This is a genomic window from Pseudooceanicola sediminis (genome assembly GCF_003575965.1).
In the GTDB taxonomy this organism is placed as follows: domain Bacteria; phylum Pseudomonadota; class Alphaproteobacteria; order Rhodobacterales; family Rhodobacteraceae; genus Pseudooceanicola; species Pseudooceanicola sediminis.
Genome location: NZ_QWJJ01000011.1, coordinates 29,353 through 48,952 on the forward strand (window position 1 = coordinate 29,353; position 19,600 = coordinate 48,952).

The window sequence follows — 19,600 nt, forward strand, 5'->3', positions numbered from 1 at the left end:
CCAGGACGCGCCACTGTGGCAAACATTTCCCTCAGGGATGGAGCGTGAACGGACATGAACCTGCGGGCCTTGCAACTCTTTCGACAGATCGTGCTGACCGGCGCCCTGTCCGAGGCGTCGTCGCGCCTCAACATCTCCGTTTCCGCCGCCAGCCGCCTTCTGTCGCAACTGGAAAGCGATGTTGCCCTCACACTGTTTTCCCGCAGCCGACGGCGGCTCGAACTGACCGAGGACGGAGAGCTGTTCTATCGCCAGATCGCGAATACGCTGCTGGGCATCGATGAAATCACCCGCGTCTCCCGCGACATCCGCCAGCGCAGCAAGGACTGGCTTTCCGTCGTCACCGCCGCGCCACTGGCCAACGGCCTTGCCGTGCCCGGCCTTGCCCGCCTGCGCGACCGCGCCGCCGCGATGCAATGTTCCGTCAAGGTCGAAAGCCGGTTCGAGATCGAAAGCAAGGTCGCGGCCCGCGGCTACAACCTCGGCCTGATTTCGCTGCCGGTCGAAAATGCCATCATCGATCTGCAAATCATCCCCTTCCTGCGCTCGCGCCTCTGCGTGCTGATGCGCGACACCCACCCCCTTGCAACGCGGCGCGCGGTCACCGTCAATGACCTTGCCGGCGAAACATTCGCCACGCTCGAGGCCGGCCAGCGCTGGCGCAACCGGCTTGAGGAGATGCTGGGAGAAGCGGGTCTGTCGCTGGCGGCGCCGTTCGAATCCTCGTCGACGCTGGTGACGATCGAAATGGTCCGCGCGGGCCTCGGCATCGCCCTGCTGGACCGGGTCTGCGCGCCACCTGCCCTCGGCTCCGGGCTGGTGCTGCGCCCGATTGCCGGCGATCACTGGATCACCTACGCCAGCCTGCACCCGCCGGGCGCGCGCGCACCGCTGGCCGAACGGTTTCTGGATGCCGTCAGCGATGCCATCGAGGATCTGCGCGCCCGTGACCCACAGGCGCGCGACCTGCTGGAACTGATCTAGTCAGCCAGACACCCCCGGGTCGAAACGCACCGCCAGATCCTGCGCCAGATCCGCGCCGGACAGCGCAATTTCCACGCTGTCGCCCAGGTATTGCGCCGGGTCCAATGCCGCCGCGATGGCGGCGGGCTCCAGGTACTTGCGAATTCCGGCGTCCTCGGTCAGGCCCGACGCGCCGCCGTCCTCCAGCGCATGATGCACGATGTCATGCGCCTGCGCCCGTCCGGCCAGCGGCGCCAGCGCCATCATCAGGTTCTCGGCGGAAATCGCGCCCTGGCTGCGGTTCAGGTTTTCCGCCATGCGCACCGGGTTCGGCGTCAACCGGTTCAACGTCTCCTCGAAACTCTCGGCCAGCCGCCAGGCCAGGGGGATCGCCGCATCCAGCACCGATGACAGCAACTGGTTGGCGACCGCATCGCCTTCGTGACTGGAACGCCCGGTTTCCAGCGCCGGCCCCGCCAGTCCGCGCAGCTCGACCGCCTGCGCGATCGTGCGCACCACGAACTTCGGGTTCACCTTTTGCGGCATGGTCGACGATCCGACGGTCCCCGCATCCAGTCGCTCGCTGACCTCTCCGATTTCCTCGGCCATCAGCGCATAGGCTTCGGTCATGATCCGTTCGATCGTCATGGCCAGCAGGCTCAGGCTCAGCACGTATTCCGCGAACAGGTCGTTCACCACGCGCCCCGGCACCAGCAGTTCGCGCAACTCCAGATCCGCGGCCAGTTGCCGGTTCAGCGCCCGGCCTTCGCCGCCAAAGGCATGCATTGCCCCGACTGCCCCGCCGAAAGGCAGCGCGAACAGGCGGGTGGCGGCATCGCTCATCCGGGCCTCGGCCCGCTCCATCTCCTCGATCCAGCCCGCCACCTTGAAACCAAAGGTGATCGGCAGCGCGTGCTGGCGATTGGTGCGCCCGGCCATCAGCGTACCGGATTCCTCTCGGGCCAGCGCGCCCAGCCGCAGGCTGGCCCGGGCCAGGCGGGCGCGAATGGCGCGATCCGCCTGCCGGATCAGCAGGATGCGCCCGGTCTGCATGATGTTCTGCGTGGTCGCGCCCCAGTGCACATAGTCGCCCGCCTTGCCGGCCGCCTTTGCCAGCAGCCGCGTCAGGGACAGGATCGGCGCCATCGTCCGCCGGGCGTCGGCCACCATCGCATCGCGTCCCAGGTGATCCAGCGTCGCAACCTCGGTGATGGTGCGCGCCGCCCAGTCGGGGATCACGCCCAGCTGCGCCTGCGCGCGCGCCAGCGCCGCCTCGACGTCCAACCAGGACTGCCAAAGCGTGTCGCGCGCGAACAGGGTGTCAGGTGTCAAACTCATACGTGTCCCTCCGCCGCCGGGGCGGCCTGCCATTCGGGTCGAAACTGCGGTGCCGCTGCCAGCAGCCGCGCGGTGTAATCGCTGCTCGGGCTGCCCAGCACCTGTGCGCAGCTGCCCTCCTCGACCAGTTGCCCGTTCAGCATCACCGCCACCCGGTCGGCCACCTGGTGCACCACCGCCATGTCGTGCGTGATCACCAGACAGCTCAGCCCCAGCTCGGCCTGAAGATCGCCCAGCAGGTTCAGCACCTGCGCCTGCACCGACACATCCAGCGCCGAGGTCGGCTCATCACACACCAGCGCCTGCGGACGCGTCACCAGCGCCCGCGCAATCGCCACCCGCTGGCGCTGACCGCCCGACAGCTGTGATGGATAGGAATGCAGCAGACGCGCCGGCAGGCGTACCATCTCCATCGCCTCGCGCGCCTTTTGCGCACAGGCATCGGCATCGTCCTCGCCGCGCAGCACCAGCGGGCGCGCGATGATTTCGGCCAGCGTGCGCCGCGGGTTGAGCGATGAATACGGGTCCTGAAACACCGGCTGCACCAGCGCGGCACGTTCCAGCGGGGCCAGGTCGGCCACGGGTTTTCCCAGCATGGTGACCGTGCCGCTGGTGGGCAGGTTCAGCCCCAGCATGATCCGCGCCAGCGTCGATTTTCCCGACCCGCTCTCGCCCACCAGTGCCAGCGTCTCGCCGCGCATCAGGCTCAGGCTCACGCCATCGACCGCGTGGATCGTGTGGCGCGCGCCGAACATCCCCTTGCGCGAAGTAAAGACCTGGGTGATGTCGCGCGCCTCGATCACCGCCTCGACCTGCGCGGCGGCAACGTGATCGGCGCGCAGCGGCGCGGCGGCCATCGCCGCAGGCCGCTCCGCATCGCTGAGGACACAGCGGCGCGAATGATCGGCCCCGCCCCGCACCGGCGGGCGCCCCTCGACGCACTCGGGCCGGGCAAAGTCGCACCTCGGGGCAAAGACGCAGCCCTTGGGGCGGCTGGTCAGCGACGGCACCGTGCCGGGGATCGCCCCGAGGCGGCGCGGCGCGCCGTCCATGCGCGGGATCGCCCCCAGCAGCGCCCGTGTATAGGGATGTGCCGGATCGGCCATGACCGCCTCGGCGCGCCCCTCCTCGATCATCTCGCCGCCATACATGACCGCGACGCGGTCGGTCTGTTCGGCCACCACGGCAAGGTCATGCGTGATCAGGATCATCGCCATGCCCATCTCGCGCCGCAGATCGCGCAGCAGGTCAAGGATCTGCGCCTGCACCGTCACGTCCAGCGCCGTCGTCGGTTCATCCGCGATCAGCAGTTCCGGCTCCAGCATCAGCGCCAGCGCGATCATCACCCGCTGCCGCTGCCCGCCCGACAGCTGGTGCGGATATTGCGACAGGCGCGCCACGGGGTCGGGAATGCCGACCCGTTCCAGCAGGAACAGCGCCCGCGCCTCGGCCTCGCGCTGGCTTTTCCCGCCAAAGATCACCGCCGCTTCGCTCAACTGCCGCCCGATGGTGTAGACAGGGTTGAGCGATGTCATCGGCTCCTGAAAGATCATCGCGATCCGGTGGCCCAGATACTGCCGCGAAAACGCCTCGTCGCTCACCGCGCCCAGATCGGCCCCGTCGAAACGGAGGCTGCCCGTCGCCTCGGCACGTCCCGGCAACAGCCGCATCAGCGCCAGCGCCGACATGCTCTTGCCCGACCCGCTTTCGCCCACGATCCCCAACGCCTCGCCCCGCTCCAGCGTGATCGACACGTCGCGCACCGCATGCAGGCGCCCCGTGGGGATAGTCAACGCGACCGACAACCCGTCGATTTCCAACAACTTGCTCATCAGCTACGCCCCTCCGGTGCGGTAATGTCGCGCAATCCATCGCCCAGCAGGTTAGCCCCGATCACCAGCGTGAACAGGCACATCCCCGGCAACACGACCAGCCATGGCCGATAGAACATCGCCTGCTTGCCCTCGGCGATCATCAGACCCCAGGACGGTGTCGGGGGCTGAATGCCCACGCCCAGGAACGACAGCGACGCCTCGGCCAGGATCGCGATGCCCAGCTCGAAGGTGAAGATGACGATGATCTGCGGGATCAGGTTCGGCACGATCTCGTGCCAGATGATCTGGCGCGGCGTGGCCCCCGACGCGGCGGCAGCCGCGACAAAATCCAGACTGCGGATACGCTGTGTCGCGCTGCGCGTCACCACCAGGTAATAGGTCCAGTGCAGCACCCCGATGATGCCGATCACCACCCAGATCGACGGGCCGATGATGAACACCAGCGCCATCGCCAGCAGCAGCCCCGGCAGCGCCAGTTGCGCAGTCAGCAGAAAGCTGACGCCATGGTCGACCCAGCCGCCGAAATACCCGGCCACCACGCCAAGGCTCACCCCCAGCAGCAGACCGATCGACGCCGCCCCCAGCCCGATCGAAATCGACACCCGCGCGCCGTAGATCAACCGGCTCAGGTAATCGCGCCCGTTCTGGTCCGTGCCCAGGATATGATCCCAGGTGCCTGCATCGTCCCAGACCGGCGGCAGCATCCGACTGCTCAGCGATTGCACAAAGGGGTCATGCGGCGCGATCAGCGGGGCGAACAGGGCGATCAGCGCCAGCGCGGCAATCAGCCCGGCCCCGACCAGGAACCCGGTGTGGCTCAGCGCGCGGCGGCGCATCAACTGGCGCGGTGTGAACGGCGCGGCCTCTTCCGTGGCCGCGGTTTTCACCTCGGCGTTCAACGTGGTGCTCTGGGTCATGATATGCGGATCCTCGGATCAAGCGCGGCATTCAGGATGTCGGCCAGCAGGTTCATGGCGACAAAGACGATGGCAAAGACAAAGATCAGCATCTGCACGGTCGGGATGTCGGCGCCCAGGATGCTCTCCAGTGCCAGCCGCCCCAACCCATTGATCGCAAAGATGCTTTCGGTGATGACAGACCCGCCGAACTTCTGCCCCAACTGCACCGCCAGCACGGAAATCACCGGCAGCAGCGCGTTGCGCAGCGCATGACGGCGCAACAGGGCACCGCCGCGAAATCCCTTTGACCGGGCCGTGCGGATGTAATCGGCGCTCATCACCTCGATCAGGCCGGTGCGCGTCAGGCGCATGACAGCAGGGACGGACGACGCCCCCAGCACAAAGGCCGGCAGCACGAAATGCCGCCACGTATCATCCCCAGACACCGGAAAGATCGGCACCATCACGGCAAACAGGATGATCATGATCAGCCCCAGCCAGAAATTCGGCACCGCCTGCGCCGACACCGCCACGCCAAGCGCCATGCGGTCCAGCCATGTGTTCGGGTTCAGCGCCGCCAGCGCCCCCAGTGGAATGGCGATCAGGATGGTGACGCTCAGCGCGGCCAGCGCCAGCGTGATCGTCACGCCCGCCCGCTCGGCCACCAGCTCCGCCACAGGCTTGTGCCAATAATAGCTCTCGCCGAAATCGCCCTGCAACACGCCGACCAGCCATTGCCCGTAGCGCACCGGCAGCGGCTGATCCAGACCATAGCGGGCGCGGATCGTCTGCACGACCTCTTGCGTCGCATCCTCGCCCGCAATGGCCTGCGCCGGATCGGTCGCGATGTTGAGCAGGAAAAACGCGGCGAGCGAGACGGTAAACGCCACCGCCAGCGCCAGAAGGCCGCGCAGCAGGATATATTTCAACATGGTGTGTCCTTTGAAGAATGGGGCGGACCCTTCGGATCCGCCCCGACCGACGCGCTGTTACTTCCAGCTGGCGTTCTGCAAACGCGGCAGACCATCCGGGTCCAGCGGAAACTCAAGCTCCGGCGACACCAGGTAGTTCGCCGAATAGGTGAACAGCGGCGCCCAATAGGCCTGATCCGCAATGGTCGACAGTGCGCTTGAATAGATCTCGGCGCGTTCGTCCTGATCGTTGGTCTGCTCGGCGGCCAGCACCTCGTCCGCCAGCGCCTGATCGCCCGACAGGTTGCGGTCGGTGTCCATCGAGAAATGGATGCGTGCAATGGCGGCGGTGTCTGCCGTGCCACCCGATCCCCAGGTGCCGATATAGGCCGGAATGTCCTGCGACGCGCGCGCCTGGTTCAGCGACTCCAGCTTGACGTAGCGCAGGTTCACCTTGATGCCGACGGCGCTCAGATCCGCCGAAACCGCCTCGGCCACGGCCTTGTCACGATAGGCCCACAGCTCCAGCTCGAACCCGTCGGGATAACCCGCCTCGGCCAGCAGCGCCTTTGCCGCCTCGGGGTCATAGGGATAATCCTGCACGCTCTGATCGCAGCCAAACTGCGCCGGATGGCAGGCGGTATGGATCGGCTCGGCCGACCCGCCGATCAGGAACTTGGCCATGTCGGCCTTGTTCAGGGCATGATTGATTGCCTGACGCACCTTCACCTTGGTCAGCGGTCCATCCGCATCCGTATAGCCCGCCGCATCCAGCACGACGAAGGCGACACGCAGGTCCGGCCCGCTCAGATGGCTGGCCATCGGCGTCGCGCCCAGACTCTCGGCCAGGTCCAGCGGCACCTTGAACATCCAGTCGATCCCGCCGGACATCAGCTCGGCCTGCTGGGTGCCGATATCGGGCAGGTTGCGCACCACGATGGTCTGGATCGCGGGGGCCTCTCCGAAATAATCGTCAAAGCGTTCCAGCACCAGTTCCTGCCCCGGCTCAAAGGATTTCACCTTGTAGGGGCCGGTGCCGATCAGCTCCTGCGCCATGGCGTCACGGTCGACCGTGCCGCCCTCGTCGTAGGTGCCGGCCTTGCGCAGCATGATCCGTTGCGCCATGTCGCGCAGCACCAGCGGATAGACCGATTTCAGGTGAAAGCGCACCGTGTTCGGCCCCGTCACCTCGGCGTTGTCCAGCCAGCGCCCGATGGTCCCCGAAGCGTTGGATTCGCTGTCCTCGCGGATGATCCAGTTGTAGGTATAGGCGACGTCCTCGGCGCTCAGCACGCTGCCGTCGTGAAATTTCACGTCGTCGCGCAGGGTGATATCCAACGTCTTGTCGTCGACGAACGCATACCCCGTCGCCACCGCCGGCTTGTACTCCTGCGTGCGCGGATCCAGATCGAACAGCGTCGTATCCGTCATTTGCGCAAGGATGATGTATTCGCGCTTGGTGGTGTAATTGTAATCCAGGTTCAGGATTTCTTCGGCCATCGCGACGCGCATCGTGTCGTCGGCCTTGTCCGCCATGGCGGGGGCGGCGAACAGCGTCGCGGCCAGAAATGCAGGTGCCAGCACCCGCGTCGTCATATGTTTCATGTCTACTCCTCCCGAGTATGGCAAACGATAGTCCGCGCCAAGAAGTGCGTAAATTGCAATTAATGCAGCCATCGTTGCACATTCCGCAAGCGTTACATCCCCCTCACGACCATTGCCGAACGCCGGGCAATTTGCCATCCTCCACCTCGGGCAGAGGAGGGGGAGAGCCAATGCACCACAGTCGCATCACGTCCGGGGTTTATCTGGCCCTCGCCGCCAGTGCCGTCCTCGCGACCACCGGCACCGCCATCGCCGGTCCCCTGCCCGCGCCCGTCACCGACGACAGCTATGCCCCCGTGCGCGCGGACGAGGCCGCCCTCGGGCAGCTCCTGTTCTACGATCCGATCCTGTCCGGCAACAAGGAGGTGTCCTGCGCCACCTGCCACCATCCGCGCTTTGGCACGGGCGATGGCCTGTCGCTGTCGCTGGGCGATGGCGGCATCGGCCTCGGCCCCGACCGCCGCGCCGATCCCGACAACCCGCCCGAGGCCCGCGTGCCCCGCAATGCGCCTGCGCTGTTCAACCTCGGCGCGCATGAATTCACCCGCCTGTTCGACGATGGCCGGATCGAGGCCGACCCCACCCGCCCCGGCGGGTTCCGCACCCCGCTGGACGACGACATGGTCACGGGCTTCGCCTCTCTGCTCTCCGCGCAAACCATGTTCCCGGTGCTCAGCGCCGATGAAATGGCGGGCCATGTGCAGGAAAACGACGTTGCCCGCGCCGCCCGTCAGGGGCTGATCACCGGCCCCGGCGGCGCATGGGATCTGATCGCGCGCCGCGTCGCCGCCATTCCGGCCTATGCCGAGGGTTTCATGGCCGTCTATCCCGCCATCAAAAGCCCCGACGACATCGCCTTCACCGATATCTCCAACGCCATCGCGGTCTTCATGGCGGCGGAATGGCGCTCGGATACAGCACCCTTCGATGCCTATCTGCGCGACGGCACGCCGCTGCCCGACGCGGCCCGCGCCGGGATGGAGCTGTTCTATGGCCCCGCGGGTTGCGACAGCTGCCATTCCGGTCCGTTTCTGACCGACCACGATTTTCACGCCATGGGCGCGCCGCAGATCGGCCCGGGCAAGGCCGCCAAGTTCGAATTCAACACCCGCGACGAAGGCCGCTTTCGCGTCACCGGCGACCCCGCCGACCTCTATGCCTTTCGCACGCCATCGCTGCGCAACGTGGCGCTGACCGCGCCCTATGGCCATGCGGGGGCGCATGCCGATCTGGGCCAGTTCATCGCGGACCATGCCGACCCTGTCGCAGGCCTCGCCCGCTACGACATCACCCAGGCGGTCCTGCCCGCCCTGCCCTATGACGATGCCGCCACCATGGCCAGCCCGGCAGATGTTGCCGCCATCGCCTCCATGGCGACATGGCGCACCGACCTCGGGGCCGAAGATATCGCCAACCTCAGGGCCTTCCTCGATACTCTGACCGACCCACAGGCGCTGACCCGGGGGCTCGGCGTTCCCGACACAGTGCCGAGCGGCCTGCCCGTGGCGCATTAGCGCCGCAGCGTCACGATGCGGTCGACGGCGGGGTGCGCCTCGCTGCGGCTGCCATCCGGCCAGATCACCGTGACCTGCGCCGTCTCGGCCGCCCCCAGCCCGAAATGCAGCGGCGTCGCCTGCCCGCTGGCATGGCCGCCGCCGACGCTCACCTCCTGTTCCTGCCCATTGACGCGCACCCGCGCGCCCACGGCATTGCGGTTGCCGCCCGGCTGTTGCAGCGACACCTCCAGCCAATGCCCGGTGCCTTCGGTCACGTTGCGATACAGCTCCAGCGGCGCACGGCGGTTCACCACCAGCAGGTCCAGCCGCCCGTCGCCGTCGAAATCCGCCAGCGCCGCGCCGCGCGACCGTTCTGCCGTCGCCACGCCCGCATCTGCCGCCGCCTCGACAAAGCTGCCATCCGCCTGCTGCATCAACAGGTTGTTCGGGTCATGGATCGCCATGCCCGGCATCTGATCGACGTTGCCCTTGGCAATGAACAGATCCGCGCGCCCGTCGTTGTCGACATCCGCGAACTGCGCGTGCCACCCGGTCGATGGCCGCCCGTCACCGCCCACATGCGGGCGCGTCGCATAGGTGCCGATGGCGTAAGGTGCGTTGGCGTATGTTCCGTCCGCCTGCGCCAGTTGCAGCAGTTGATCCCCCATCGAGGTCATCATCACCTCGGCCCGCCCGTCGCCTGTCAGGTCCCGGCTGGCAATCCCCATCCCCCAGAGCGAGACCTTGGCGAACCCGTCCTGTGCATCCAGGAACCGCCCCTCTCCGATGTCCCACATCTGCTCGTAGCCGCCCTTGACATAGTAGTGACGGTCATTGGAAATCCGCAGGCCCAGCCGCCCGCGCGCATCCCGCGCCGCCAGCATCGACAGGCTGCAAAACCCCGGTGCCAGCACCTCGGCCCGGTATCCCTGCGCATCGGGGACCAGCCGCGTATTGGTGTCACAGGCCTCGAACGGCCCGTCGGGATTGCCGCGGTCGACATAGTGCCCCACGGCCATCTGCGGCCGGCGGTCATCGGTCCACCAGGCGGCAAAGGCCGTGCTCCACTGATCGCTTTCGGGCAGGCCGAACGCCTGTGTCGCATCGACGAAACCGCAGGCGGGCTGACCGCGCAAGACCACGTCCGGCCCGACCCGCATCACATACAGATCCATCCATCCGTCGGCGTCGATGTCCAGCGGATAGGCCCCGGTGGCGCCGCGCAGCTCAGGCACCGCCACCTGCCGAAACGTGAAATCCCCCCCGTTGCGCAGCAGCAGCGCCGCGTTCTCGCCCCCGGCGGCGAAAATATCGGGCCGCGCATCGCCATCGCAATCGAACACCGCCACGCCCCCGCCGACGAAATGTTCCCATCCGCCACCGTATACATGCCGCGGCAAGGCGTCGGACCGGTCCTCGAACACCGGGCCGGCCTGCGCCCCGCTTGCCAGCATCGCCAGAACCACCGCCCACCGCATCATGCCGCCCACCTCTCGCCCAGAACCGAATCCGTCACGGCGCTCAGCGCCAGCGCCGATGCCCCGCGCGCCCAGACCATGTCCCCCCAGGCATGCAGCTCGACGGCGCAGGGCACCCGGCCCCCACCCACGGTCAGCGCCCGCATTTCCGCCATCATTTCATCGGCATAGAGGTAATCGTACTGCATCCGCTCGCCCGACAGGATGATCAGCTCCGGGTCGAACAACTGCACCACGTTGGCCAGCCCCAGCGACAGATAACGCGCCGCCCGGCTAAAGATCGTGCGGGCCGACTCGTTGCCCGCCTTGGCCTCGGCAAACAGCGTCTCCAGCAGCGCATGGGCGCTCTGGCGATTGTGCGCGCTGCGATCCAGCGCCGTCGCCGCCTCGCGCGCCAGCGCATAATCCGCCACATAGGCCTCCAGACAGCCGCGCTGCCCACAGCGGCACAGGGCGCCATCCAGATGCACCTTGGTATGCCCCAGCTCCAGCCCGACCCCGCGCGACCCGCGGAAAAGCTGGTGGTTCAGCACCACGCCCATGCCGACGCCTTCCTCGATCGTGACCACCGCGAAATCCGATCGCGCCCGCCCGGCCCCGAACCACAGCTCGGCCAGCGTCAGCATGTTGGCGTCGTTGTCGATCTGCACCGGCAGGCCGAACCGATCCTGCAACGCCTCTGCCAGCGGCAGATCGCGCAGCCGCAGCAGCGGCGACCAGACCACATGCCCGGCCGGGTGATCGACCAGCCCCGGCAGCCCGACGCCCATGGCGCTGATCGCGGCGACCCCGCACCCGGCCTGCGCCAACAACGCGGCGACCAGCGTTTCGACCTCCGCCAGGATATCCTCCAGGCTCTTGCGCGTCGGCGGTGTCGGCTGCGACGCATTGGCCAGAACGGTGCCCGCGAAATCCGTCAGCACGGCAGTATGCACCTGGTCCGACAGCTTCAGCCCGATCACCAGCCGCGCATCCGGCACCACCTCCAGCGCCACGGGCGGGCGGCCCCGCCCCGCCTCGCGCGCCAGCCCCTCGACCTCGCGCAGGAACCCGGCGGCAATCAGCTCGGCACTCAGCGTCGTCGCCGATCCGGCGCTGATTCCCAGGCTGCGCGTCACATCGGCCCGTGTCGTGCGCCCGGCGGCCCGCACCGCCTCAAAGATCTGCTGGCGCAGGTTCTTGGCGGCATGTCCGCTGACCGACAGAATCGGTCCGCATCCGGTCGGGGCCTGCTCCGTCGGCGCCAGGGGGGGCTCTGGGCTGGCATCACTCACATACATTATTCAGACTCTAAACTTATTGCTGCACCTGCGAAGGGATAGAGACCCCTCCGCACGGGTATATTCGACATTATCAGGCATCTCGCTTGTCAGAATGTGGAAAAGAAGGCGAAAAGCAATAAGTTTTATTTTGACAGATGAATTAAATATGTCATCCTGCCGCCACCGGACCAACGGTTCGGGACTCTCGCCAGTGGCGGGGGGACTTTTCGGGAGGAAAACATGCATAAATCCATTCTCGCAGCGGTCATCGCCGTTGCTGGCTTCAATTCGGCCGCACTCGCCCAGGACATGACTGTCGGCGTCAGCTGGTCGAACTTCCAGGAGGAGCGCTGGAAAACCGACGAAGCCGCCATCAAGAAAGCCCTTGAGGCCGCCGGCGCGACCTATGTCTCCGCCGATGCGCAATCGTCCTCGGCCAAGCAATTGTCCGACGTGGAGAGCCTGATTTCGCAAGGGGTCGACGCGCTGATCATTCTGGCGCAGGACACCGCCGCCATCGGCCCCGCCGTTGACGCCGCCGCCAACGAAGGCATCCCCGTGATCGCCTATGACCGCCTGATCGAGGACAAGCGCGCCTTCTACCTGACCTTCGACAACGTCGAGGTGGGCCGGATGCAGGCCCGCGCCGTGCTCGAGGCACAGCCGACCGGCAACTACGTCATGATCAAGGGTTCGCCCACCGATCCCAACGCCGACTTCCTGCGCGGCGGCCAGCAGGAAGTCCTGCAATCGGCCATCGACAGCGGCGCGATCACCATCGTCGACGAGGCCTATACCGACGGCTGGCTGCCTGCCAACGCGCAGCGCAACATGGAACAGATCCTGACCGCCAACGACAACAAGGTCGATGCCGTCGTCGCCTCCAATGACGGGACCGCCGGCGGCGTTGTCGCGGCACTGACCGCGCAAGGCATGGAAGGGATCCCCGTTTCGGGCCAGGATGGCGACCATGCCGCCCTGAACCGCGTCGCACTGGGCACGCAGACCGTCTCTGTCTGGAAAGACGCCCGTGACCTCGGCACCGCTGCGGCTGAAATCGCGGTCGAACTGGCCGGAAACGGCGACGACATGACCGCCGTCGAGGGCGGCCAGACCTGGACCTCGCCCGCAGGCACCGAAATGACGGCCAAGTTCCTGACCCCGGTGCCGATCACCAAGGACAACCTGTCGGTTGTGGTCGACGCGGGCTGGATCACCAAGGACGCGCTCTGCCAGGGCGTCGAGGCCGGACCGGCCCCCTGCAACTGATCATCCGATGATCTACCCGGCCTGCCCCGCCACGGGCAGGCCGACCCCCACCCCTTTCACGCTGGCCCCGTCGCAGCCCCCTTGTCGGGGGATCTCCGTGGCCTCCGCCCTCTCCGGCACGCCCGGCGCCCCGCGCCGCTGTCCCACTAGGAGCCCGAATGTCTGATCAGACGCAATCCACCCCGGCCCCCGCCGCCAAGCGAAACCTCCTCAAGCAACTTGAACTCGACACCCGCCTGCTGGGCATGATCGGGGCATTCCTGGTTGTCTGCCTGGTCTTCAACGTCTGGACCGACGGGCGTTTCCTGACGCCGCGCAACATCTTCAACCTGACGATCCAGACCGTCAGCGTCGCCATCATGGCGACCGGCATGGTCTTTGTCATCGTCACCCGCCACATCGACCTGTCGGTCGGGGCGCTGCTGGCCACCTGCACCGCCGTCATGGGCATGATGCAGACCCGCTGGCTGCCCGGCGTCCTCGGGCTCGAGATCGGCTCGCCCCTGATCCCATGGATCACCATCGGCCTCGGCCTGATCACCGGCGCCGTGATCGGTGCGGCGCAGGGCTGGCTGATCGGCTATCGCGGCATCCCCGCTTTCATCGTGACGCTCGGCGGTCTGCTCGTCTGGCGCAACGTCGCCTGGTACCTGACCGACGGTCAGACGATCGGCCCGCTCGACGACACCTACATCCTGTTCGGCGGCATCACCGGCACCCTCGGGTGGGGGCTCAGCTGGATCGCGGGGGGCATTGCCGCCCTCGCCGCCGCCGCCGGCATCTACAGCGCCCGCCGCTCCCGCGTGGCGCATGACTTCCCGGTCAAGCCGCTCTGGGCCGAAGCCATCGTCATCGCCCTGACCATCGGCGCCATCCTCGGCTTTGTCGCGGTGCTGAACGCCTACGAACTGCCCTCGCGCGTGGTGGCCCGGGACTTCGCCGCCTATGGCTGCGACACCGCTGAAAACTGCAACGTCGCCTACGGCATCCCCTATTCGGTGCTGCTGCTGATCGCGGTCGCCATCGTCATGACCGTGATCGCCACCCGCACCCGCCTCGGCCGCTACATCTTCGCCACCGGCGGCAACCCCGACGCGGCCAGCCTGTCGGGCATCAACACCCGCCTGCTGACGGTCAAGATCTTCGCCATCGTCGGCGTGCTCTGCGCCCTCGGCGGCGTCGTCGCCTCGGCCCGCCTCGGCTATCACACCAACGACATCGGCACGCTTGACGAACTGCGCGTCATTGCCGCCGCCGTCATCGGGGGCACCGCGCTCTCCGGCGGTCTCGGCACCATCTACGGTGCCATCTTCGGCGCGCTGATCATGCAGTCGCTGCAATCTGGCATGGCCATGGTCGGCGTCGACGCCCCCTACCAGAACATCGTCGTCGGTGCCGTCCTCGTCTTTGCCGTCTGGGTCGACATCGAATACCGCAAGCGCACGGGAGCCAAGTAAATGACCACCCCCCTTGTCCAGATGAAGAATATCTCGCTGTCCTTCGGCGGCGTGCGCGCGGTCGACGACGTCAGCATCGACCTCTATCCGGGCGAAGTCGTCGGCCTGCTGGGCCACAACGGCGCCGGCAAATCCACCCTGATCAAGATCCTGTCCGGCGCCTACAAGGCCGACTCGGGCGAGATCTGGATCAACGGCAAGAAGACCGAGATCACCTCGCCCCGCGACGCCCGCAACAACAGCATCGAAACCATCTACCAGACCCTTGCGCTGGCCGATAACCTCGATGCCGCCTCGAACCTGTTCCTGGGGCGCGAACTGACCACCCCGCTGGGCTTCGTCAACGATTCCAGGCAGGAGGCCGAGACGCGCAAGATCATGGCGCGCCTCAACCCCAACTTCAAGAAACTGAAGGAACCCGTCTCGGCCCTTTCCGGCGGCCAGCGGCAATCGGTCGCCATTGCCCGCGCGGTCTACTTCAAGGCCCGCGTGCTGATCATGGATGAACCGACCGCCGCCCTCGGCGTGCACGAAACCAAGATGGTCGCGGACCTCATCACCGAGCTCAAGAAACAGGGCCTCGGCATCTTCCTGATCAGCCACGACACCCGAGAGATGATGGAGCTGTGCGACCGTGTATCCGTGATGAAGAACGGTCAGGTCGTCGGCACCGAACGGGTCGAGGACGTGACCGAGGATGACATCCTGTCGATGATCATCATGGGCAAGAACCCCAAAGCCGCCGCCTGACCGGCGCCCCCCGCACATGACACCCCGGGCGCGCGCCCGGCCCTTGCTCGCGCGCCCATTCCAGACCCGCCTCCCCGATCTGTTTCAAGGACACGACATGAGCGATTTTTTCAAGGACATCCCGGCCATCACCTACGAAGGCCCCGACAGCGACAACGATTTCGCCTTCCGCCACTATAACCCCGATGAAATGGTCATGGGCAAATCGCTCAAGGATCACCTGCGCTTTGCCGCCGCCTATTGGCACAGCTTTGCCTGGCCCGGCGGTGACCCCTTCGGCGGGCAGACGTTTGAGCGCCCCTGGTTCGGCGACACCATGGAGCTTGCCCGCCTCAAGGCCGACGTGGCGTTCGAGATGTTCCAGATCCTCGGCGTACCCTACTACTGCTTTCACGACGTCGATGTCCGCCCCGAGGGCAACAGCTTTGATGAAAACACCCGCGCCCTGCGCGAAATCGTCGATTATTTTGAGGAGAAGCAAGCCGCGACCGGCGTGAAACTGCTCTGGGGCACCGCCAACCTGTTTTCCAACCGCCGCTTCATGGCCGGTGCCGCCACCAACCCCGACCCCGATGTCTTTGCCTTCTCCGCCGCGACGGTGAAAACCTGCATGGACGCGACCATGCAACTGGGCGGCGAAAACTACGTCCTCTGGGGCGGGCGCGAAGGCTACGAGACGCTGTTGAACACCGACATGGGCCGCGAACGCGCCCACGCCGGGCGCTTCCTGCAAATGGTCGTCGACTACAAGCACAAGATCGGCTTTGACGGCGCCATCCTGATCGAACCAAAGCCGCAGGAACCGACCAAGCACCAGTACGACTACGACGTCGCCACCGTCTATGGCTTCCTCAAGGAATTCGGGCTTGAGGGTGAGGTGAAGGTGAACGTCGAACAGGGCCACGCCATCCTTGCCGGTCATTCCTTCGAACACGAACTCGCCATGGCGCGCAGCCTCGGCATCTTCGGCTCGATCGACATGAACCGCAACGACTACCAGTCCGGCTGGGACACCGACCAGTTCCCCAACAACGTGCCCGAAATGGCACTGGCCTATTACGAGGTGCTGCGCGCTGGCGGCTTCACCACCGGCGGCACCAACTTCGACGCCAAGCTGCGGCGCCAGTCCCTCGACCCCGAGGATCTGATCCTTGCCCATGTCGGCGGCATGGATGCCTGCGCCGCCGGTCTGAAAGCCGCCGCCGCGATGCTGGAAGATGGCAAGCTGGAGGCCGCCCGCGATGCCCGCTATGCCGGATGGGACAGCGACGCGGCCAAGGCGATGCTCTCCAGCGACCTCGCCAGCATTGCCGACCGCGTCAGCGCCGAAGGCATCAATCCGCAGCCCCGCTCGGGTCGGCAGGAACGCCTCGAAAACCTGGTGAACCGCTACCTCTGATCGCGCCGCCCCGGCGCAGGCCATTTTGGCCGCGCCGGGGCCCCCGATCAGGCGACCCTCACCGCCCCTGCCCGCGCGGTTTCAGCACCGCCCGGATACCGCCCAAATACCGACGCAGGCACCGACGTTGCATTTCAACGCATCGAGGCGGGGGTTATCGGCACGTACCTCCGCCGCCGACCTCCATCCCCTGCCCCTGCCCGCACGGTGTCAGCACCGCCCGGATACCGCCCAAATACCGACGCAGGCACCGACGTTGTATTTCGGCGCTTCGAGGGTGTTTTCCCGGTCTCCGGACCGGCAGATCATCGGCGCAATACCGTCAGGTTGCCGACCGAGATCTGCACCGGATCGTCGTTCTGATTGAGCGTCACCGTCCGCACCTTGATCATGCCCAGGCCAGGCCGCGTCCGCAGTTCCCGCACCTCCAGGATCTCCATTTCAAGGTGCAGTTCGTCGCCCGGGCGCACCGGCCTCGGCCACCGCAGCTCGTCGAAACCGGCCCCGATGATACCGCCCGCGGGTCGGAAATCACTGGCCACCGTCAACTGCATGGTCAGCGCGGCCGTATGCCATCCGCTTGCCGCAAGCCCTTGGAAAAAAGTCTCTTTCGCGGCGACCGCATCGGTATGAAACGGCTGCGGATCAAAGGTTTCCGCGAAGGCCACGATGGCATCCTGCGTCACCTTCACCCGCCCGGACGAGGCATAGGTCTGGCCCGCGGCCATGTCCTCCAGGTACAGATCGGTCATGATGGTGTCCTCCGCTCCCAGGTGCTGCGCCACACGGCCAGCCCGGTGATCAGCCCATAGCCCAGCATCCCCGTGGCGATGGCGATGAAGACGCCCCGCACCCCGAAACCCGCCGTCGCGGAAAGCAGGGCCGCCCCGCCGACCGCCAGCACGATCCGCGACACGCTGCCCACCACCGGCCACAGCATGCGCCCCGCCCCCTGACAGGCAAAATACAGCGCCAGCCCAAAGCCGAAAAAGGCGTAAAGGGGTGCTACAGTTCGAAAATATGCGCGCCCCACAGCCAGCGTTGCACTGTCGTCCGCCGCCAGAAAGATGCCCAGCCACAGGTCCGGCACGACCGCCAGAACGATGCCGATGCCGCCGACGATGGCCGCGGCAGCACAGGCCCCGGTCCAGGCAATCCGTCGTGCCCGCGCCACCTGCCCCGCCCCGATATTGATGCCGACCATCGCCGTCATCGCCGCCCCGATCCCGAACACCACCGGGATCATCAGGAATTCCAGCCGCGCGCCAAGACCATAGCCCGCCAGCGCCGCCTCTCCGTAACGCCCGACCATTCCGACCATCAGCACGATTGTCAGCACGGTCAGCACGCCGTTGACAGATGCCAGCGCCCCCACCTTCAGGATGTCCAGAAACAGGTCCGCGCTCAGCCGTGTCCAGGCCCCGCGCAACACCAGCCCAGAACGCCCCGTCACGACAAAGCCGATTCCGGCAATCGCACCAATGGCATAGGCCGTCAGCAACCCGGCCGGCAGCCCCGCCATCCCAAGCGCCGGAAACGGCCCCCAGCCCAGGGCCAGTGCCCCCGACAGCGGTATCGACCCTGTCGACACCAGCAGCAACAGCAACGACGGGACCCGCATATCCCCCGTGCCCCGGATCACGCTCAACGTCGAATGGCACAGCCACAGACAGATGCACCCCGGAAAGAAAACACTCGCATAGGTCACAGCCGCGACGACGCTATCGCCCGTCCCTCCAAGCGCCGCAAAGATCCGCGGCCCCAGGAAATGCATTGCGACAGCGGAACACACCGCGACAGCTATCGCGATGATCCACGCCGCCAAGGCCAGACCACCGGCCCTTTCAGCATCCTCCGCGCCCAGGGCGCGCGCCACGGCCGAGGAGATGGCACCGCCAATGGACCCCGCCGACAGCATTTGCGACAACATGACCAGTGGAAACACCAATGCCAGCCCCGCCAGCGCCGATACCCCCAGAAGACTGGCAAAATAAGCCTCGGCAATGCTTTGGGCCGCCTGCACGAACATGGCGATGACGTTGGGCGCGGCCAGTCGCAGCAAGGTGCCCCCGATCGGGCCGCTCAACAACAGATCCCGCCGCAAGGCCCGTGCATCAGGGGTCAAGCTGCCCGTATCGCGGCCCGCGCCCACCACGCCCTGCCTATTGCTCGGCGAGGGTGCCACCTCAACCACGCCCACCACCTCGGCCTGTTGCAATACGCACTGCGTCCATCGGCAGAGCACCGCATCCGTGGCTCAGAAAGCTTTTTTTATCGCACACATTCAGATACTTATCGTACACTTTTGTCGCAAAATTCGCGCGATCCGGACAGAGCGCACCCACGCTGCCTGCGCCTGACCTTTCCCCGAACATATGCCCTTACTCCCTGCTGATGTGGTCCCGGGACAGTAAGTTCCCTTATGGAATGCACTAGGGGTAAGTTCTCTTTCGGAACCTGTCAATCTGCGATATGCTGGGCCTATGAAATGGACCGAGCTACATACCGAATCCTGCCCCGTGGCCCGCGGCTTGTCCGTGATCGGGGACCGCTGGACAATGCTGGTGATCCGCGAATGCTTTCTGGGGGTGCGCCGTTTCGACCAGATGCAGGCCCGCCTGGGCATCACTCGGCACGTCCTGGCAGACCGTCTGCGCAAGCTCGAGGCGGATGGTGTCTTGCGCCGCGATGCCTACCAGGACCGTCCACTGCGCCACGAATATCGCCTGACAGAAAAGGGCAAGGCATTGCACCCGATCCTCGTCACCCTGATCGACTGGGCAAATCAGAACGTACCGACAGAGGCCACGCCGATGATCACGCTGCTGTCGCGCGACACCGAACGCCCGATCCGCCCCCGACTTGTCGACGAAGAGACCGGCGCGCCGATCACCCACCTCAGCGTCACGGCGAAACTGGCCGAATAGGCTGCGCTGCG

At 66.3% G+C, this 19,600-nt stretch carries 16 protein-coding genes; 7 read left to right on the forward strand and 9 right to left on the reverse strand.

Annotated features, from left to right (window positions below):
- Window positions 1-54 precede the first annotated feature (54 nt).
- Window positions 55-984 carry a LysR family transcriptional regulator gene (locus DL237_RS13165; RefSeq protein WP_119399541.1) on the forward strand — a complete coding sequence of 310 codons (930 nt, stop codon included), beginning with the start codon at window positions 55-57 and terminating at the stop codon, window positions 982-984.
- Here the strand turns inward: DL237_RS13165 and DL237_RS13170 are convergent, their stop codons facing one another.
- Genes DL237_RS13170 through DL237_RS13190 form a run of 5 tightly spaced genes read right to left on the reverse strand, consistent with a single transcriptional unit; the run spans window position 985 to window position 7,551 of the window.
- Entirely contained in the window at window positions 985-2,301 is a 1,317-nt protein-coding gene (locus tag DL237_RS13170; RefSeq protein ID WP_158585641.1) for a lyase family protein, read from the reverse strand.
- The gene (locus DL237_RS13175; protein ID WP_119399543.1) at window positions 2,298-4,133 is read right to left on the reverse strand and encodes a dipeptide ABC transporter ATP-binding protein; all 1,836 of its coding nucleotides are present in this window, start codon (window positions 4,131-4,133) and stop codon (window positions 2,298-2,300) included. Before DL237_RS13175 ends, DL237_RS13170 begins: the two co-directional genes overlap by 4 nt.
- Window positions 4,133-5,053 carry an ABC transporter permease gene (locus tag DL237_RS13180; protein WP_119399544.1) on the reverse strand — a complete coding sequence of 307 codons (921 nt, stop codon included), beginning with the start codon at window positions 5,051-5,053 and terminating at the stop codon, window positions 4,133-4,135. The genes DL237_RS13175 and DL237_RS13180 overlap by 1 nt, the downstream gene beginning before the upstream one ends.
- Window positions 5,050-5,967 carry an ABC transporter permease gene (locus tag DL237_RS13185; protein WP_119399545.1) on the reverse strand — a complete coding sequence of 306 codons (918 nt, stop codon included), beginning with the start codon at window positions 5,965-5,967 and terminating at the stop codon, window positions 5,050-5,052. Before DL237_RS13185 ends, DL237_RS13180 begins: the two co-directional genes overlap by 4 nt.
- 57 nt (window positions 5,968-6,024) lie before the next feature.
- On the reverse strand, window positions 6,025-7,551 hold the full coding sequence (locus DL237_RS13190; protein ID WP_119399546.1) for an ABC transporter substrate-binding protein: 1,527 nt from the start codon (window positions 7,549-7,551) through the stop codon (window positions 6,025-6,027).
- Between the two features lie 170 nt (window positions 7,552-7,721).
- On the opposite strand from DL237_RS13190, the gene DL237_RS13195 reads away from it, so the two are divergent.
- Window positions 7,722-9,065: a cytochrome-c peroxidase gene (locus tag DL237_RS13195; RefSeq protein ID WP_119399547.1), complete on the forward strand. Its 1,344-nt coding sequence runs from the start codon at window positions 7,722-7,724 to the stop codon at window positions 9,063-9,065.
- Here DL237_RS13195 and DL237_RS13200 read toward each other — a convergent pair.
- A complete protein-coding gene (locus DL237_RS13200) occupies window positions 9,062-10,525 on the reverse strand; it encodes a CRTAC1 family protein (RefSeq protein ID WP_407691915.1) in 1,464 nt (487 codons plus the stop codon). The two genes, DL237_RS13195 and DL237_RS13200, sit on opposite strands and share 4 nt — an antisense overlap.
- Window positions 10,525-11,805, reverse strand: a complete 1,281-nt coding sequence (locus DL237_RS13205) for an ROK family protein (protein ID WP_119399548.1) — start codon at window positions 11,803-11,805, stop codon at window positions 10,525-10,527. Before DL237_RS13205 ends, DL237_RS13200 begins: the two co-directional genes overlap by 1 nt.
- Window positions 11,806-12,027: 222 nt before the next feature.
- Between DL237_RS13205 and xylF the strand changes: the two genes are divergently transcribed.
- The 4 genes from xylF (at window position 12,028) to xylA (ending at window position 16,662) form a co-directional block, all read left to right on the forward strand.
- Window positions 12,028-13,056 (forward strand): D-xylose ABC transporter substrate-binding protein, encoded by a 1,029-nt coding sequence (xylF, locus tag DL237_RS13210; protein WP_119399549.1) that lies wholly within the window; start codon window positions 12,028-12,030, stop codon window positions 13,054-13,056.
- A 158-nt stretch (window positions 13,057-13,214) separates the two neighbouring features.
- The gene (locus DL237_RS13215) at window positions 13,215-14,513 is read left to right on the forward strand and encodes a sugar ABC transporter permease (protein ID WP_119399550.1); all 1,299 of its coding nucleotides are present in this window, start codon (window positions 13,215-13,217) and stop codon (window positions 14,511-14,513) included.
- Window positions 14,514-15,263 carry an ATP-binding cassette domain-containing protein gene (locus tag DL237_RS13220; RefSeq protein WP_119399551.1) on the forward strand — a complete coding sequence of 250 codons (750 nt, stop codon included), beginning with the start codon at window positions 14,514-14,516 and terminating at the stop codon, window positions 15,261-15,263.
- 97 nt (window positions 15,264-15,360) lie between these two features.
- Entirely contained in the window at window positions 15,361-16,662 is a 1,302-nt protein-coding gene (gene xylA / locus DL237_RS13225; RefSeq protein WP_119399552.1) for a xylose isomerase, read from the forward strand.
- A 305-nt stretch (window positions 16,663-16,967) separates the two neighbouring features.
- Here the strand turns inward: xylA and DL237_RS13230 are convergent, their stop codons facing one another.
- Both DL237_RS13230 and DL237_RS13235 read right to left on the reverse strand, forming a co-directional pair.
- A complete protein-coding gene (locus DL237_RS13230) occupies window positions 16,968-17,414 on the reverse strand; it encodes a MaoC family dehydratase (protein ID WP_119399553.1) in 447 nt (148 codons plus the stop codon).
- Window positions 17,411-18,748: an MATE family efflux transporter gene (locus DL237_RS13235; RefSeq protein WP_233544994.1), complete on the reverse strand. Its 1,338-nt coding sequence runs from the start codon at window positions 18,746-18,748 to the stop codon at window positions 17,411-17,413. The genes DL237_RS13230 and DL237_RS13235 overlap by 4 nt, the downstream gene beginning before the upstream one ends.
- A gap of 397 nt (window positions 18,749-19,145) precedes the next feature.
- On the opposite strand from DL237_RS13235, the gene DL237_RS13240 reads away from it, so the two are divergent.
- The gene (locus DL237_RS13240; RefSeq protein ID WP_119399554.1) at window positions 19,146-19,589 is read left to right on the forward strand and encodes a winged helix-turn-helix transcriptional regulator; all 444 of its coding nucleotides are present in this window, start codon (window positions 19,146-19,148) and stop codon (window positions 19,587-19,589) included.
- Window positions 19,590-19,600 lie beyond the last annotated feature (11 nt).